This window comes from Rhizobium sp. CB2179, from assembly GCF_057653455.1.
On the sequence record NZ_JBYGKR010000003.1, the window covers coordinates 114,010 to 129,690 of the forward strand.

12 protein-coding genes and 5 pseudogenes are annotated in these 15,681 nt (G+C 57.5%); 12 read left to right on the top strand and 5 right to left on the bottom strand.

The features are described from left to right. Nucleotides 1–111: 111 nt before the first annotated feature. The gene (locus AC244Q_RS28855; protein ID WP_128408306.1) at nt 112–1,002 is read left to right on the top strand and encodes a LysR family transcriptional regulator; all 891 of its coding nucleotides are present in this window, start codon (nt 112–114) and stop codon (nt 1,000–1,002) included. Nucleotides 1,003–1,123: 121 nt separating this feature from the next. Here AC244Q_RS28855 and AC244Q_RS28860 read toward each other — a convergent pair whose 3' ends face one another. Next, nucleotides 1,124–1,228 (bottom strand): BrnA antitoxin family protein, encoded by a 105-nt coding sequence (locus AC244Q_RS28860; protein ID WP_348625840.1) that lies wholly within the window; start codon nt 1,226–1,228, stop codon nt 1,124–1,126. Between the two features lie 8 nt (nt 1,229–1,236). Between AC244Q_RS28860 and AC244Q_RS28865 the strand changes: the two are divergent. Further along, a pseudogene (locus AC244Q_RS28865) lies at nt 1,237–1,718 on the top strand (oxidoreductase); the annotation flags it as partial. A 257-nt stretch (nt 1,719–1,975) separates the two neighbouring features. Here the strand turns inward: AC244Q_RS28865 and AC244Q_RS28870 are convergent. After that, nucleotides 1,976–5,116: an adenylate/guanylate cyclase domain-containing protein gene (locus AC244Q_RS28870; RefSeq protein WP_128408196.1), complete on the bottom strand. Its 3,141-nt coding sequence runs from the start codon at nt 5,114–5,116 to the stop codon at nt 1,976–1,978. 226 nt (nt 5,117–5,342) lie between these two features. On the opposite strand from AC244Q_RS28870, the gene AC244Q_RS28875 reads away from it, so the two are divergent. Both AC244Q_RS28875 and AC244Q_RS28880 read left to right on the top strand, forming a co-directional pair. Next, complete coding sequence (locus AC244Q_RS28875) at nt 5,343–5,945, top strand: nuclear transport factor 2 family protein (protein ID WP_128408195.1); 603 nt, start codon at nt 5,343–5,345, stop codon at nt 5,943–5,945. A gap of 32 nt (nt 5,946–5,977) precedes the next feature. Continuing rightward, nucleotides 5,978–7,858: a hypothetical protein gene (locus AC244Q_RS28880; protein ID WP_128408194.1), complete on the top strand. Its 1,881-nt coding sequence runs from the start codon at nt 5,978–5,980 to the stop codon at nt 7,856–7,858. A 93-nt stretch (nt 7,859–7,951) separates the two neighbouring features. Here the strand turns inward: AC244Q_RS28880 and AC244Q_RS28885 are convergent. After that, nucleotides 7,952–8,217: pseudogene (locus AC244Q_RS28885) on the bottom strand (hypothetical protein). A 164-nt stretch (nt 8,218–8,381) separates the two neighbouring features. Further along, the gene (locus AC244Q_RS28890) at nt 8,382–8,750 is read right to left on the bottom strand and encodes a hypothetical protein (protein ID WP_128408193.1); all 369 of its coding nucleotides are present in this window, start codon (nt 8,748–8,750) and stop codon (nt 8,382–8,384) included. A 227-nt stretch (nt 8,751–8,977) separates the two neighbouring features. Here AC244Q_RS28890 and AC244Q_RS28895 point away from each other — a divergent pair, with 227 nt between their 5' ends. From AC244Q_RS28895 to AC244Q_RS28925, 7 genes and pseudogenes are all read left to right on the top strand, one after another. Next, nucleotides 8,978–11,221 (top strand): CDC48 family AAA ATPase, encoded by a 2,244-nt coding sequence (locus AC244Q_RS28895; RefSeq protein WP_128408192.1) that lies wholly within the window; start codon nt 8,978–8,980, stop codon nt 11,219–11,221. 244 nt (nt 11,222–11,465) lie between these two features. Beyond that, nucleotides 11,466–11,926, top strand: a pseudogene (locus tag AC244Q_RS28900) (transposase); the annotation flags it as partial. Further along, nucleotides 11,892–12,164, top strand: a complete 273-nt coding sequence (locus AC244Q_RS28905; protein ID WP_128408191.1) for a hypothetical protein — start codon at nt 11,892–11,894, stop codon at nt 12,162–12,164. The pseudogene AC244Q_RS28900 and the gene AC244Q_RS28905, both read left to right, overlap by 35 nt. Further along, a pseudogene (locus AC244Q_RS28910) lies at nt 12,064–12,393 on the top strand (hypothetical protein); the annotation flags it as partial. The gene AC244Q_RS28905 and the pseudogene AC244Q_RS28910, both read left to right, overlap by 101 nt. Continuing rightward, nucleotides 12,393–12,749, top strand: a complete 357-nt coding sequence (locus AC244Q_RS28915; protein ID WP_128408200.1) for a hypothetical protein — start codon at nt 12,393–12,395, stop codon at nt 12,747–12,749. The pseudogene AC244Q_RS28910 and the gene AC244Q_RS28915, both read left to right, overlap by 1 nt. Before the next feature lie 665 nt (nt 12,750–13,414). Beyond that, on the top strand, nt 13,415–13,726 hold the full coding sequence (locus AC244Q_RS28920) for a hypothetical protein (protein ID WP_012763484.1): 312 nt from the start codon (nt 13,415–13,417) through the stop codon (nt 13,724–13,726). A 2-nt stretch (nt 13,727–13,728) separates the two neighbouring features. Next, entirely contained in the window at nt 13,729–13,944 is a 216-nt protein-coding gene (locus AC244Q_RS28925; protein ID WP_164902427.1) for a hypothetical protein, read from the top strand. A gap of 36 nt (nt 13,945–13,980) precedes the next feature. On the opposite strand, the pseudogene AC244Q_RS28930 reads toward AC244Q_RS28925, so the two are convergent. Further along, nucleotides 13,981–14,652 (bottom strand): annotated as a pseudogene (locus AC244Q_RS28930) (IS3 family transposase); the annotation flags it as partial. Between the two features lie 137 nt (nt 14,653–14,789). On the opposite strand from AC244Q_RS28930, the gene AC244Q_RS28935 reads away from it, so the two are divergent. After that, nucleotides 14,790–15,434 (top strand): ATP-dependent metallopeptidase FtsH/Yme1/Tma family protein, encoded by a 645-nt coding sequence (locus tag AC244Q_RS28935; protein WP_164902428.1) that lies wholly within the window; start codon nt 14,790–14,792, stop codon nt 15,432–15,434. Nucleotides 15,435–15,681: the final 247 nt, after the last annotated feature.

Here is a 15,681-nt window from a genome sequence, read left to right on the forward strand (position 1 = left end):
TGATGTTATAGATACACCGTATTCATAGTGCCATCAACGTGCAAGGCATGCTGGGAGCAATCGCGCCCGGCATACGGTTGCGCGCGCATCAAATACGGGGAGCTCCTCCACATGGAACTACGCCAGCTCTCCTACTTCGTCGCGGTGGCCGAGGAACTGCATTTCGGCCGGGCGGCCGCCAAGGTGCGCATCGCCCAGCCGGCGCTTTCCAACCATGTGCAGGCACTGGAGCGCGAACTCGGCTGCGCGCTGTTCATCCGCTCGACCAGGCGGGTGGAACTGACCAGGGCGGGGGAGATCTTCCACGAGCGCTGCGTCGGGATCCTGAGCGAGGTCGACCTTTCCGCCGAGATCACCAGGGCGGTGGCCGGCAAGACGATAAGGCAGATCAGGATCGGCACCGTCTATCCGGCGACCACCGGCGTGCTGCCGGCGTTCCTTGGAAAGATCGCCCGCAAGTACCCGGATATCCGCATCCATATCTCAAGCGGCAATACCGGCGACATCATCCGCGGCCTGGAAAACGGCCAGATCAATCTCGGCTTCATCCGACCGGTGGAAAACATCGGCTCGTTGCGCTTCTCCTCGATCGCCCATGAGCGCTATATGCTGGCGGTGGCGAGGACGAACCCACTGGCGGAGCGGACGGAGATTGGCATCGACGACCTGCGCTCGGAAAGGATCATCGCCTTCAATCGCAAGAACCTCTCCTACACCGAGCGGTACTTCAACGAGAAGTTCGAGGAATACGATCTGACCCGCAACATCGCCTATAGCTGCGACGACACCTATTCGCTGGTGTCGCTGGTCTCGGCCGGGCTTGGCATCGGCTTTGCGCCGGAATGGACCGAGGGCCTGCCGAACCGGGCCTTCGAGCTGAAGGCGGTCAGGGGCATCGACTTCAGGATCGGACTTGGTGTCGCCTGGAACAAGGAGGACCCAACCGCCTCGCGCGATGACATCGTCGATATCGCCCGGTCACTGGCACGCGCCTCCAAGTAAGGCGAGGGGCACCCAGGGGTGGCGGGGCGCTGAGCGGGAGACGCGCAACAGAGCATTGCGCGAGCAGTTTTAAACTAAAAGTCTGCATTTGCGGGGCAATGACAAACGGAGCCGCGGAGTGCTATAGCCCTACCGCCTTCCGCAGTGTCTCATTTATCCGGCTTTGCCAGCCTTCGTCTTTGGCCGTGAAAGCATCGACCACTTGTGGATCGAGCCGAATGCTCACGGCGACCCGTCCGAGCTTCTTTTCCTGGTGATCGCGCGGTAACGATGAGGGTCTGCGCGACCGATTGAGTGGACGGAGGTCTGGATATCGAACAGTCGGTCGCCTTTGCCCAGGCGATGGAAGGCAAGGGGTGCGATGCAATCCACGTATCAAGTGGCGGTCTTTCACCCGCGCAGTCCATTCCGATAAGCCCGAGTTACCAGGTACCGCTCGCACGGACTATCAAAGCTGCCGTCAACATTCCTGTCGTGGCGGTTGGGCTTATAACAGGGCCAACGCAGGCGGAAGCTATTGTTGCCACGGGCGACGCCGATCTCGTCGCTCTCGCCCGTGCGATATACTCTACGATCCGCGCTGGCCATGGCATGCAGCGGCGGAACTTGGCGGGCAGGTCACCGCACCGAACCAATATCTTCGGTCGCAGCCGTCCAAGTATAAGAGCTTGTTCGCGCCATGCTCGCGAAAATGGCTCCGTTCCTATCTAAGGTGATTGGCCCGCCACTCCGCTAGTTCCAGCGTAAGCGGGACTTCGCTCAGGCAATGCGGTCGGCCACCAAGTTCCTCCGCATGCTTGATCGTCGAGCGAAAGCGATATCCGGCCGCCGTGGATGGCGTTGCCCGTCGAGTTAAAGCCGCGTTGGAGCCCGCCGACGGTTTAGCAGCCAAGCGCAATGCATTTCCAATGCCGGGTGACTGATGAAGTGCAACTTTCAGACTTGACGCGGCTTACTCGCATCGTGACGCGATTTATTGCAGGGCTGCAAGCGATCGCTTTGCTCTTGTTTCCCACACTACCGCTCCTTGGAAAGCGGCGTATTCGAGAGCTTCTCGCATCATCTTTCCGGCTTCAAAGCGAAGGCCGGCTCTGGCAAGAACCTCACCGCGGAGGCGCATCAGCTCGGCCGTGTAGTAATGCTCCCCGGTGCGGGTACCTAGTGTCATGCCCTTTCCGACTGCGCCAGTTGCTTCGGCGAGATCGCCGACTTGAAGCAGACTGTCCGCCAATACGCCGAGGTAACAGGTCTTATCGACCTCCTGATCGCCCATATCGTCGCAGATGTTTTGCATCTGTGCGATGCCGGAGGGGTCATGTGATTCCGTCACCTTCAGCCAGCCCGAAAAGAAAATTGCCATCTTGAGCCAGAGCTGAAACCCGTTGCGGGTAGCAAGCGGGACAAGTTCGTCTACCAATCGGTTAAGCGTCGCGGTATCCTGTCTAAGGGACATCAGAATGCAGCCATTGCCGAGACACGCGGCAACTCGATAGTCGCTCTGGCTTCGAGCATCTTCCTCTGCCGCAAGGAAGAGCTCAAAAGCACGTTTATCTTCGCCGAGCATCTCGAGCGTCCACGACAGATACACCATCGTCATGCTCGGAAAGTCGCTGCCGATCCTGTTGGCGCTGGAATTGTGTGATAGGGCTCGTTCCAACGCCTCCCGAGCCTGCGAGAATCGACCACGGACAAACGCACACATGCCCGCAAATTGCAGCCCAAGCACCAGCGCCTTGAGATTGTTTTCGCGAACGCCGATTTCCTTCAACTGGTCGCTCGCCCATTCCGCGTCGGGAAAGCGCGCCGAATTGAAGGCTATTCCGAAGAGGCCGTCCAACGCGTTGATCGCCGCTTCTGGATCGCCGACGGTTTCGCTCAGGCGCATGACGTTGCGGTAGGCGGAGTTGCTGTCCGCTGTTAGGTAGCCGTACGCGGCGTAGAGGACATCGCCTCTTTCCAATTCTAAGGCGAGTCCCTTTCTATCACGAGTGGTCGAGGCAGGCATCCGTCGAACGCACTCAACGCCCTTGAGGAACATATTTGCGGCTTCCACCTTGGCCCATGTCGCTGCAAGCTTCCTAGCCGCGCTGAGCCAATAGTCGGCGGCGCGCTCGAACAGGCTGGCCTCGTCGTAGTGTTGTGCAAGCACCTCCGGATGCTCGACCACTGTGCGCGGTTCAGTAAGTTCGATCGCTTGCGCCACCAGGGCATGAAGCTGCCGTCGTCTGTCGCGCAGCAGCGCGCTGCGCGCCGCCTCCTGGAGCAGACTGTGTGAAAAAGTATAACGTGGCCAATTGCTGAAGGGCTGCGGCGCAACCAAGCCTACGTCTACCAGCTGCTCGATCTGGGGCCGGAGGACATCCGTCGACACTCCGACAACATGGGCAAGCGTGTTCAAGTCGAACTCCCGTCCGATCACGGCCGCCGTCTGGGCGACGACCTTTACTCCCCCGAGCTTGTCAAGTCGGGAAAGCAGGGCGGACTGCAGCGAAGCTGGAATGGTTGCCCGCCTGTCGCCATTTTGAAAGCTGTCCTCGCGCGCTTCCGCCGCGTCTTCGAGTGTCGAACGCGCGAGTTCCTCGAGAAACAAGGGAACACCTTCGGCCTTTGCCAGGAGCCTGTTGACAACCTCTGGATCAAGCTCGGTCTCGCATGTCAGGCTTCCAATCACGTTTCCGGCTTCTTCCCGGGAAAGCCTTGTCAGCTTTAGGTGGTCGAATTTCCCGTTAAGCACCGGAATATTGCGAGATGTCACGAGAAAGAGGATACGAGCTTCCGACGAGGCTCCCACGAGCGCCTGCAAGAGCCTTCGTGAAGACGGGTCGATCCATTGTTCATCCTCGACGACGCATAGTATCGGTTCCTCGCTCGCCAGATGCTTGAGCCAGCCGACAAAAGCAGCCGTGATCGTCTGCTCCTGTTGGGCGGAGTCGAGTTCGGACGGCGGGAACGAGGGATGCTCCAGGGCTAGCAATCGCGCGAAGATTGGGTAGCTGACCGACAGTGGTACTCCCGTCAAAGAAAGGAACGAGGTCAGTTTCTCGGACGCCAAGTTCGGGGGTTCGCCATCAGCGAGGCCGGCCTCCTGCTTGAGCAGCCGGAGGAACGGATAAAGGGCGCTGTTCGAAAAAGCCGGAGAACATTGCGCTATCAAAGTCTTTCTCTGTTGAAGCCCTCTTCGCAATTCGAAAACGAGCCTGGACTTGCCAATACCGGGCTCGCCGCTGATGGCGGTCACGCCGCCGGTTTCGGCGAGTTCGACTGATCGCCAGCTAGTCAGCAGCCGTTGCAGTTCGGAGTCCCGGCCTACCAGAGGAGTCAGTCGTGATTGCGCGCTAAATCGGTACGTACCAGACAACTCCTTGATCGCACGGCGGACGTGGATCGCGCGAGTGAAACCCTTCAGGCTTTTCGGCCCGAGATCCACGAACTCGAAATTGGTAGCCGTTGCTTCGTACGTATTCTGATCAACGAGTATGGTGTCTGGCTCTGCTAGCGTCTCCAGCCTTTGTGCAAGGTTCGGAACGGGACCGAACGCAACCGTGGAAACGCCAGCCGGAGCTCCTTCGATATCACCAACAACAACGAGGCCCGTGGCAATTCCTATCCGCACGTGCAGGGGTGTTCCATCAGGAGACTCCAACTGCGCGACGGCGGCCTGAACATCGAATGCTAGCTGCAACGCGCGCTCGGCGTTGTTTTCTTCCGAGGTCGGATAGCCAAACAGAACTTGAAACGCATCACCCACATAATTTGCTACGTATCCTCCATGGGAACGGGCAATGGCGCTGCAACGCGCGAGGTAAAGCTGGGTTAACTGACTGAAATCCTCCGGATCGAGACGCGCCGCGAATTCCGTGGATCCGACCATGTCACAAAAAAGGATGGTCAGCTGACGTCGCTCGACAGGATTTTTCTCTTCCCTCGCCATGGGCGTCTTCATTGCCGCAATCGCGGCAAGTAGCGTGCGTCGCGGACCCACGCGCACGCCCATTTCGATTAAATCATGTTCGGTGATCAATGGCAGATTGTTCAGATCGATTTGGGCATAGGCGAACTGTTCCGCAAGATGCTCTAGTCCGATTTCCGCCAGCCAATGCCCGACATCACTCATCGCCGCCCCGTATAATGTTTAACCGCCGGCTGCTACTAGAACTTGCGCATTATTTTAGTTGAAGCTACAATAGCACAGGGCGATATTCAACAATCGAACGATTTTCACTGTATTGTCAGCTTCGGCGGACAAGGACGTCTTTATAGACGAGGCTTCGGTTTGGTCCGCAAATGATGAAAGCCTATGCCAACGGTCCGAACCCCCTGTAATCATCAAGGAGGGACCTATGACTGCGCTTGTTAAAATTGCGACGTTGGCATTTGCCATAAGTATCGGCTTTTCAGTAAGCGCGTTCGCCCAAACTCCGCAATGCCCCGCAGACATAGCGGGAGACGGAGACGAATTCTTCAAAAAATCCAGAAGCTATGCCGTCCCGACCCCAGAAGAACGGCATGAAGTGGAGGATTTCATATCGCATTACGCATGGCTGATGGACAACAAAAATGCGGTTGGGGTGCGGGAGCTTTTCGAGCCGGGAGCCACCTATTTGCTGTGTCAGACGGGATCGAGCGATGAAAAAGATTCTGGGAAAGACGAAACACTCGAAGACTTGCTCAGGATGTCATTCACCGGGTTAGGTGACAAACGCGCGCGCCGTTTGTTCAGCAACATTCTCATCCGAAAGAACACCGCAAATCAAACGTACGAAGCGCTGATTTCGTCTGTCGTATTCACCCAGGGTCCGTCAACCAGTACGGAGCCACCAAAAGTCGATTACCTGGCGAGTCTCTACGCGACCATCGTCAGGGACTCTTTTGGCAACACCTTGAAGTTCGGGTCCCTGGTCGTTCTGACGGATCAGAACGGAATTAGTATCAGAGCTCGCTGAACCTTGATACCTAATTCGAAAAGGCCGCGTCCATGACGCACTTGGGGCGACTGTTCGCAATTCCGTTGATCGGACTGGCGGTCCAGGTCGGCTCAGTAAGACTGGGGTTCCAGGATGCGTATACGTCGCAAACAAACGTCTTCGCCGTCACCTCGGGATCATTGTCGGCAAGATTGACGTTGCCCGGCGACGCGGCGCTCTTCGATGACCTCGTGCTCAAGTGGAATGGTGACTATTCTTGGGCCCCGGCGACGGGCGGCAGCGATCCCGTGACCAGGTTCGGAGATGAGGCGAGATCCGTGTTCGGACCCATACCCGACGGTGCCTGCGCGGGACCGCAATCGAGATCACTCGGCCTCGAGGTCGACGGAAACTCGGTCGGAGTGGAACCAAATGTCGCCAAGCCCGGATCCCCGCTTGAGTTCGCCCACCGGGAAGCGGGTGGCCAGATAGTTAAATGGACAAGCGCTGTGGCCAAGTGCGACAAACCCTCCCTCGCTGGCGGCGTGACATTCTGTGGGCTGAACTCCCGCATCGCCAGAGTAAAACGGAACCGTGTAGAATGGCTGTTCCTTTGCAGGAAGTCCTCCGACGATCTCGAAGTCCATGCGCAACCCTACTGGACGCAGACCGATCCGCGTTTCTCGCGCTACAGCGCGATCGGCTACAACGAGATAACAGGCGAGATAGCCTTTATCGACGGGCGCAAGGACCGCAGCGTCTTCGATTGGTCAGAGCGCTTTCCGCCGCCCGGCGGACAATCGTATCAGGACGAAATGGGAAGGCGGGAGGCAAAAGAGCTTTACGACAAGACGTTTGAGGTTAACTGCGTATCCTGCCATGACAACAAGAAACCCGCGATCATCGACCCGCATATGCAACAGGCACGAGTGGGGTTCTCGGGCGACAGGCATGATGCGCGGACCACCGCGTTCAGTCTCGGAAGTTTTTTCCCGGGCAGAGTAGCCAACGTTGACGCGCCGTTTCGCGTGATCGGCTCGGGCTATGCCTTCGCCCATAGGGGAGCGATGCGAAACGCGAATGCCTTCGCGATAAAGGGTCACCCGTGCTTTGCCTGTCATAGTCTGACCACGCTGGAGTCCGGAAGGCGTTTCGCCGCGGATGCAACAGGGATGTCCCCCAAGGTCAGAGACCCGACAATAGGGCAGACCGTAGCGATCGCACAGGAAAAGGCGGCTCTTCAAATGGTCCGAGATCACCGGACAAAATGGGCATCCGAGTTCGGTGAGGGAGGGATCATGCCGTGGATGTTACCAAATCACGGCGGAAGACTCTCAGAGGGGTCGGGGCAACTAAGTGCTTCGGAATGGGAACAGCTCAGTGCATGCGCATGGGGAAGCGGCGGCGATATCTGCGGCTTCCGCCCCCTGTTCACAAGCTGCCCGATACCAGGCGAGAGCATCGACACGTTCGTACCCTTCGACTTCTCTGTCGCTTCCCAGCCGACGGTGAACGGCAACGAGCATAGCGCAATTAGGCTGACTTGGAGATATTTGAACGGATACGGAGCGGTCCCCGAAAGGGACGATGTACGGTTCGACGTTGCGCTGAAGCTGGAAGACATACCGTATTCGAGAGTTTCGCCCGACATCAGCGACTACCCGGGCGTGGACGAATCCAAATCCGCCATTGCTTTAGGCCCTGGCGTAGTTGTCAGTCGCACAGCAGAAAATTACCTGTTGATACGCAACGTGTCGTTTGAGGGGCACCGCAGATGGACCGATGCTCCAGCAACGAGTGAAACGCGCCGCTACTCGATTGCCATCCCGGATGTTTGTGGGAAACGCTACCTTTTTCGCATCTTGCCGAAACGCTTTTGTTTCGAGAACTCTGGAGTCGTTTCCGGCAAACGGGACTATCTAGCCTTTTACGATTCCGGCTGTGGCGAATAATCTCATTAAGTTGAGTGGGGTATCACGTGCCGCTAGAGCAACGCGACAAGATTTCCGTTCTGCGTCGGATCGGAGGGGAGAAGCCTTCGCCAGCTAATGCCGGGTGTCCAGAAGCGGTTCGTCGTCGTCGAAATTGCCGTTGCTGACGGCTTCGCATGAGTGTTGAAGCTACGGCCCCCACCTCCGGTTCCGTATGCGGTCAACTGCACCATCACGGCCTTCGCTCTTTCAAGGGCTTCATCAGCGCTGACTGCGTGTTCGTCGACGACCTTGTCAGAGACGGCGTCGCCGTCATCTCCGATGAAATCGATCTTCCAACCGCCAGCTTCGTGCTCGATCCTCGTATCCGCCAGATGCATGTCATCCAGCCTTCTTGTTCTTGCGTGATGCCGCCATCGAGCTCTACAACGAGGACTGTCGCTCGGTAGAGGAGATGGCGACCGTTCTGATCGGCACTTACGTCGGGCTTGCCGCCACGCGCGTAAACGCGCCATCTTCGAGCTCAGTGCATTGACAGGCCAATTCAGATCGGGCTGAACTCGACGAATTCGCACTGCATGTGATCCGACCGCGTCTTCATCCAGTCGTAATCCCCCTGGTCGATTGCCGAGCAGATCATTCCAGGCAACACGGTACCGGATGGATTGGTCGCCGCTTTCCGAGCGATGTACCGCCATAATATGCCCGAGGTATCGGACCGGTCCTTCTCGATACGAGAGAGTTGGACGACACCGCATGGATCTTCGGGCTGGGATGATACGACCCAAGCACCACCATTCGCGAAGTCGGAGACCCAGACGAACTCCTGCGTGAACGGGTTCGAGCTGACCTGGCAGGTCCGAAGATGCTTCGCGTGGTCGGCCCTGGTAATCTTCAGGGCGATGATCAACATTCCCGTTCCATCGTGACAGGTGCATGCACCAATCTCCTAAAGCCGCTGTGGCAACCTTATTCATGAGCCGTTTCGGGCAAGAAGTAGTTCCTCTCCCTTCACAAACAGCTGATTTTCGTCGGAAGGTCTTCTCGTTGTGTCCGTTCCTGACGACCGTGGCTTAAGGCTTGCCTTTCTTTTCCGTGCACTAGGTTTGGCTTGGATATCAAACGCTGATTGGACCCCAAATGTCTGTTTCCGACGATCTCACGCTACAAGTTGCAAATACTCGGCCCCAAGATGCGGGAACGGGGATAGCCAGGCTCTCAGCGGCAGCGATGAACAAAATCGGAGTGAGCGAAGGGGAATTAATCGAGTTGGTTGGCAAGCGTCACACGGCTGCTGTGGCCGTGCGACCATACCCCGAAGACGAGGGACTGAACATCATCCGTCTCGACGGTCTCCAGCGGGTGAACGCTGGTGCCACGAGTGGAGACCACATTGAAGTTCGAAAAGCTGAGGCCCGACCAGCCGCAAGGATTGTACTGGCACCAGCTCAGAAGAACCTTGTGCTTCAAGGATCGGGCGATGCTCTGCAGCGCGTCTTTTTGCGTCAGCCGATGGTCGCGGGGGATGTGGTCTCGACCTCGGTCCAGCAGAGGAGCCGAGACCCCCGAATGCTTCAAGCCTATGGCCTCCAGGAAATCCGGCTGGTGGTTGTCTCGACACATCCCCGCGGCGTTGTGCAAGTCAACGAGCAGACCGTTGTGGAACTGCGACCACAGTACGAGGAGCCCAAGGAGGCGCGGCGGGCGGATGTAACATACGACGATATTGGCGGGCTAGGCTCCTCGGTTGAGCAAGTCCGCGAGATGGTGGAGCTTCCATTGCGCCACCCCGAGCTCTTTCAACGCCTTGGCATCGATCCGCCGAAGGGTGTCCTGCTTTACGGGCCGCCCGGCACCGGAAAGACGCTGCTCGCTCGCGCGGTCGCCAATGAAACTGAGGCGAATTTCTTTCACATCGCCGGCCCTGAGATTATGGGGAGCAAATACGGGGAATCCGAAGAACGTCTTCGGCAGGTCTTTCAGGAAGCATCACAAAACGCACCATCAATCATCTTTATCGACGAAATCGACTCCATTGCTCCGAAGAGGGAACAGGTCACAGGAGAGGTCGAGCGACGGATCGTTGCGCAATTGCTGACGTTGATGGACGGCCTGGAACCGCGTCAGAATATCGTTGTCATTGGTGCAACGAACCGGCGCGACGCCATTGACGAGGCTCTACGCAGGCCGGGTCGCTTCGACCGGGAAATCGTCATCGGTGTGCCGGACCAAAATGGCAGGAGGGAAGTCCTCGCAATCCACACACGCGGCATGCCGCTCACCGAAGATGCGGATCTTGATGAAATAGCACGGACGACATATGGTTTCGTCGGCGCAGATCTCGGTGCTCTCGTGCGAGAGGCCGCAATGGATGCCCTACGGCGGGTCTTGCCCGATATAAATCTCAAGGAAGGCATCCCGCCTGAGATCCTTGAAAAGCTTATCGTCTCGCACGACGACTTCATGTCTGCAATGAAGCGAATTCAGCCGTCTGCGTTGCGCGAGATCATGATCCAGGCACCCAATGTGCGCTGGGAGGATGTCGGCGGTCTAGATGACGCACAAATGAAGTTGCGGGAAGGGGTGGAGCTTCCCCTCCGCGCCCCACAGTCATTCAAACGGATGGGTATTCGACCCGCCAAGGGCTTTCTGCTGTTTGGTCCTCCGGGCACGGGCAAGACGCTGCTCGCAAAGGCGGTTGCCCGCGAGGCCGAGGCAAATTTTGTCGCGACCAAATCCTCGGATTTGCTGTCAAAGTGGTACGGCGAGTCCGAGCAGCAGGTGTCGCGCCTCTTCGAACGAGCACGTCAGGTCGCTCCGACGGTAATTTTCATTGACGAGATCGATTCCCTAGCCCCTGCAAGAGGAGGTGGCCTCGGAGAGCCTGCGGTCACAGAGCGTGTGGTCAATACGCTATTGGCGGAAATGGACGGCTTGGAAGACATGCAGGGGGTCGTTGTCATGGCGGCCACCAACCGTCCCAACCTATTGGATCCAGCCCTGCTGCGGCCAGGCCGGTTCGATGAGCTTGTGTATGTCCCCGTGCCTGATACCAAGGCGAGATTGAAAATCCTTGGAATTCACACCAAGAAGATGCCTCTCGCCGCTGACGTGGACCTGGATGACCTTGCGGCGAAGACTGAACGCTTTACTGGCGCTGATCTGGAAGACTTGACACGTAGGGCCGGCCTGATCGCGCTTCGTCAGTCCATCGACGCCGAGATCGTGACAAGCGCGAACTTCGCTAAAGCACTCGAAGAAGTTCGACCGTCCGTAACACCCGAGGTCGAGCGAGAATACGAGGAAATGCTTCGAACGCTGAGACAGGAAAACCCGCAGCGAATGCAGATCGGATTTACACCGTTGAAGATTTCAGGAAAATAGAACGCAGACGACAACAAACCGGCATTCGCGTTGCTGTTGCCGGCTATGAAACCGGGCGCGAAAAGCTGGTAGGAGGCACTTCGAGGCTTGCCCGACGTTGGGAAACGAGGATGCGGACGCCAGCAAAAACCAACAGGAGCAACCAGGGCATTTAGTATAACGGCTGGGATAGTAATTCACCTGACCTTGCCCCGTTGAAATAATCCATTTTGAAGTAAGCTCTGGCCCTTGAGAGGACCAGAGGATGAAGCGCAATCGTTTCACAGACGAACAGATCATCGGCATATTGAAGGAGCACGAGGCAGGCACGCCGGTCTCGGAGCTTTGCCGCAAGCATGGCGTCAGCGATGCCAGCATCTATAAATGGAAGAAGTTCGGCGGCATGGAGGTGTCCGTGGCCAAGCGGCTGAAGACGCTTGAGGACGAGAACACGAAGCTGAAGCGGCTTCTGGCGGATGCGATGCTCGACAATGCTGCCTTGAAAGACCTTTTGGGAAAGAAGTGGTGACGCCCGCGGCCAAGCGGAAAGCTGTTGCGCATCTGATGAGCCATCATGAGATGAGCGAACGGCGGGCGTGTAAAGCCATTGGTTTTTGCCGAATGACGGTCCGTTACGAGACCAGGCGCGACGATGATCATGAGCTTCGCGAGCGAATGAAGGCGTTGGCGCATGAACGTCGCCGCTTCGGATATCGACGCATTCACCGGTGAGCGGCTGATGTCGACTTCCGCGCGTGTTCCGCATGATAACCGGCAGCCGCTTGCTGAAGCTTTGATGGCGCGGCAGGCAGGGCAGGGCGAGCGGCTTGCGAACAATCTCGCGGAAGGCTTCGATACGGGAAGCGACAAACGTCGCCATCTCGACGACCTCGGCACTCTTGGCGATTTCGGTACCCAATGGTGCGAAAGTCGAGGCGAAAATCCGACTGATGTTTTCATCTAGCGCCACGACCAACTCCGCTCTCGTCCATGACCCGGCCAAAGGTGTGCTTGTCGCTGGTGGCAATGACTCGGGTGGAAACGTGGGCACTATGCAGGTCGCAAGCGGCTTTGCGGTCGGGGGAGGCGATGTCTGGACGAACACCAGCAGGCAGGTTCGATACGTGGCAGGTGCTGGTGGCATCTGGGTTTGGAACGACGGGTTCTATTTCCCATGCGGGAGGATTTCATAATGGCTTATGTGTCTCGATCGGACGACGGCGCAATCGATAGCGTGTTCGAACAACTGCAGGAGGGCAGGGCGGAGGAATTTCTGTCTGATGACGATCCGGCAGTTGTCGCGTTTCGGAATGCCCCGCCCATCGTGTCGTCGGTATCGGCGCGACAATTCCGCCTGATGCTTCGGCGCTCCGGCCTCCTCGACCAGGTCAAGGCATGGGTGGCGCAGCAGGATGGCGAGACCCAGGACGCCTTCGAATACAGCGGCACCTTCGTCAAGGACAACCCAATGTTGGCGGCCGGCTTCGCGGCCATGGGCTTCGCGTCGCAGCAGATCGATCAGATTTTTGCGGCCGCGGCTTCTCTCTAACCGTCAGGGGGTCAAATAGCCGGCGTGTATACCGTATCGAATGGCTATCAAAAAAGCGCCCCCGATGCCGACGGCGAGGAGAACTGTCATACGTGTTTCGTCCTTCAGCAATTTTAACTCCTCACAAAAAAAAACTATGAAGTAGGCCTTCCAGGCCGTCAGTATCGGGTAAGGACATACTTGCGTGGATGGCAGATGGTAACAATCTCCGTGTGAGGACGGTACGGCGGGCGGTACTCCACCAATAGCTGACCGCACTCGTGAAAGGTCTTCCTGACATACACCTTTTTAGGGTGGTAAACGACGTGGCGCGTAGCCGGTGGTGGGCGATAACCCTCGATCATGTCAGCTGCAAAAACCGGCTGGCACAGGATAGCTGTGGCACTGACAGATAGAGAAACGGCTAGTGCTCGAAACATATTTCCCTCCTTGATGGTGTTAAGGAAATATGGCGAAGGGCGAAGATGTCGAGTCTTGGCTACCCCACCTCCCTGACATCATTTGATGCGCTGCCGCGCTAAAAAGCCAAGCCGCCTCCGAGCGGCATTTTCACATCCAAAATCGGAGAACTCTCCATGCTCGTCCATAACTGGCGCGAGGTGCTTAAGCGCGCCTGGTCGGTAGTTAATATGCACATAGAAATTACCTGAGCAGAGGAAACGATAATGCCGAACGAAACGATTCTGGCAGCCGCCGAAGGGTTGCCGAAACTGAGCAGGCGAACGCTTCTTGGAGCCGTGACCGCCATCATCCCGGCGGCCGCAACTCCTGCTAAAATGAAGGCTTTCGACTGGGATGCTTTCTTCGCGGAGGCAACTCCGGCCCAACTTGCCAGCTTTCACGCAAAAGCCCTCACCGAGGCAATGGCCAAGCTGCACCCCGGGCTGTCATGGCGTCATGTGATCGACCACAAGGTTCAGTTCGTTCTCGTCGTGGGCGACGAACGGCCGGCCGTTTCACCTCGTCAGGAGGTGTGACCATGCGCATCTCGCGGTTGGTGCATATACTTGGCTCAATGAGCGAAGCCGAAAAACTCGGCATCGTCGCCAGAGTCAACCATCGTGCGAATATTGAAGCCTGTATTGAGGATCTGATCGGCATTCTCGACTTCATGGACGGCGACGAGAACCTGGAACCTGACAACGACAACGAACCCAGCCTCGGTCCCCTGAGCATGTCACGCAAACGCATTTGAACCGCACCGGGTTTGCCGGAGGCCATTTCGTTTAAGTTATGCGGCCACGGCCGGTGCGTCCAGCATGGCATAGTATCGTTCTTCGGCCTCGGCTGGCGGTATGTTGCCGATGGGCTCCAGAAGGCGGCGGTTGTTGAACCAATCTACCCATTCCAGCGTGGCGAATTCCACGGCTTCGAAGTTTCGCCACGGTCCTCGCCGGTGGATGACCTCGGCCTTGTAAAGACCGTTGATCGTTTCGGCGAGAGCGTTGTCGTAACTGTCGCCAACGCTTCCGACAGACGGCTCGATGCCTGCCTCCGCTAACCGCTCAGAATAGCGAATGGACACATACTGCGAGCCGCGGTCGGAATGATGAACCAGGCCGCCGCGGTGAATGGGCCGCCGATCATGAAGTGCCTGATCGAGGGCATCGAGCACAAAGCCCGCATGGGCAGTCCGGCTCGCCCGCCAACCGACGATGCGGCGAGCGAAGGCGTCAATGACGAAAGCCACGTAGACGAAGCCCTGCCACGTCGCCACATAGGTGAAGTCTGAAAGCCACAACATGTTTGGCGCTGGCGCACAGAAGTGTCGGTTCACCCGGTCGAGTGGGCATGGGCCGGTCTTGTCACTGATCGTCGTGCGGATCGGCTTGCCGCGAATGATGCCCTGCAGCCCCATCACCCTCATAAGCCGAGCGACAGTGCAGCGGGCGATGTCGAAGCCTTAACACTGACGCCTCCCGATGCTGCCACCAGGGCGGAGATTCTTCGGTGCCATACCGGGGTAAGCATGCCACCTGAATCCTTGATCGAGATTGCAACGGTCTCGAAGGCAGGTCGCCTGCTGCACTGGAAGAGTTGGTGGGAACGGCGCGGAAAGAAGCAAGGGACGAGGGTCGCGAACTTGATCTACGCGACCTGCAAGCGCAAATACCGGAAAAGCGAAAGTACACGCCGCAACAGTTGTTCCGCCTCGGCGTGCACGAGGCCGGACATGCATTGATTTCGCTGGCACTCGGCTATGCGACATCTGCCACAATCGAAATCAAGGAATCGTTCGACCCAACTGCAACCTCATATGCCGGCGGACAAACGTCCTACGACCTTGTCGACGACCACCTTCCCACCGACACCACCCTTCTTAACAGAATTGCGGTCGCAATCGCTGGAATGGCAGCGGAAGCTACCGTTTTCGCTGACCGGTCGTTGGGATCAGGAGGACTTATTGGTAGTGACGTGGAACGCGCAACTGCAATTGCTCGGCGACTGGTTGCATCTTACGGCCTGGGCAAAACACCGATCTTCTTTGCTGCGGTCGAGGAAGTAGCCGGTACGACGTTACCCGCTGCTCTGGAGAATGAAGTCGTCAAGATATTGCGCATCCAATATGAACGTGTCCTTGGCATTCTGGTCGATCAACGACATCGACTTATTGCTGTGGCTGGTGACGCCGCCGCCCATGGTAGCCTAAGGATCGAGCGAGACGTACGGGGAAACGCAGCTTAATGGTGCCCGTGGCGCGGTACAGCGAGGCTCTCACGCCCCGGTTCTCAAGAGTTATCAGTCCAAATTTTGGTTCGATCAATCCTGATTTTGGTTCGCTCGTAGGTGGAAAAAAGCAGTGGCTTCTTTAGGTCGTCACATAAGCGCGAAGTCCGGTTCACTTCGTCCATAGCTTTGAGAAGCTCAAGAAGCCAGCGATCCGCCATCGGGCCGGGCTTCGCCCTTTTACATCCAAAATGCAACTTTCTCG

Excerpts from the sequence above, each read along its gene's own strand:
- AC244Q_RS28915 (WP_128408200.1), top strand. The coding sequence starts at position 12,393 with ATGGCTTATGTGTCTCGATCGGACGACGGCGCAATCGATAGCGTGTTC.
- AC244Q_RS28895 (WP_128408192.1), top strand. The coding sequence starts at position 8,978 with ATGTCTGTTTCCGACGATCTCACGCTACAAGTTGCAAATACTCGGCCC.
- AC244Q_RS28880 (WP_128408194.1), top strand. The coding sequence starts at position 5,978 with ATGACGCACTTGGGGCGACTGTTCGCAATTCCGTTGATCGGACTGGCG.
- AC244Q_RS28890 (WP_128408193.1), bottom strand. The coding sequence starts at position 8,750 with ATGTTGATCATCGCCCTGAAGATTACCAGGGCCGACCACGCGAAGCAT.
- AC244Q_RS28855 (WP_128408306.1), top strand. The coding sequence starts at position 112 with ATGGAACTACGCCAGCTCTCCTACTTCGTCGCGGTGGCCGAGGAACTG.
- AC244Q_RS28905 (WP_128408191.1), top strand. The coding sequence starts at position 11,892 with ATGAACGTCGCCGCTTCGGATATCGACGCATTCACCGGTGAGCGGCTG.
- AC244Q_RS28870 (WP_128408196.1), bottom strand. The coding sequence starts at position 5,116 with ATGAGTGATGTCGGGCATTGGCTGGCGGAAATCGGACTAGAGCATCTT.
- AC244Q_RS28920 (WP_012763484.1), top strand. The coding sequence starts at position 13,415 with ATGCCGAACGAAACGATTCTGGCAGCCGCCGAAGGGTTGCCGAAACTG.
- AC244Q_RS28875 (WP_128408195.1), top strand. The coding sequence starts at position 5,343 with ATGACTGCGCTTGTTAAAATTGCGACGTTGGCATTTGCCATAAGTATC.
- AC244Q_RS28925 (WP_164902427.1), top strand. The coding sequence starts at position 13,729 with ATGCGCATCTCGCGGTTGGTGCATATACTTGGCTCAATGAGCGAAGCC.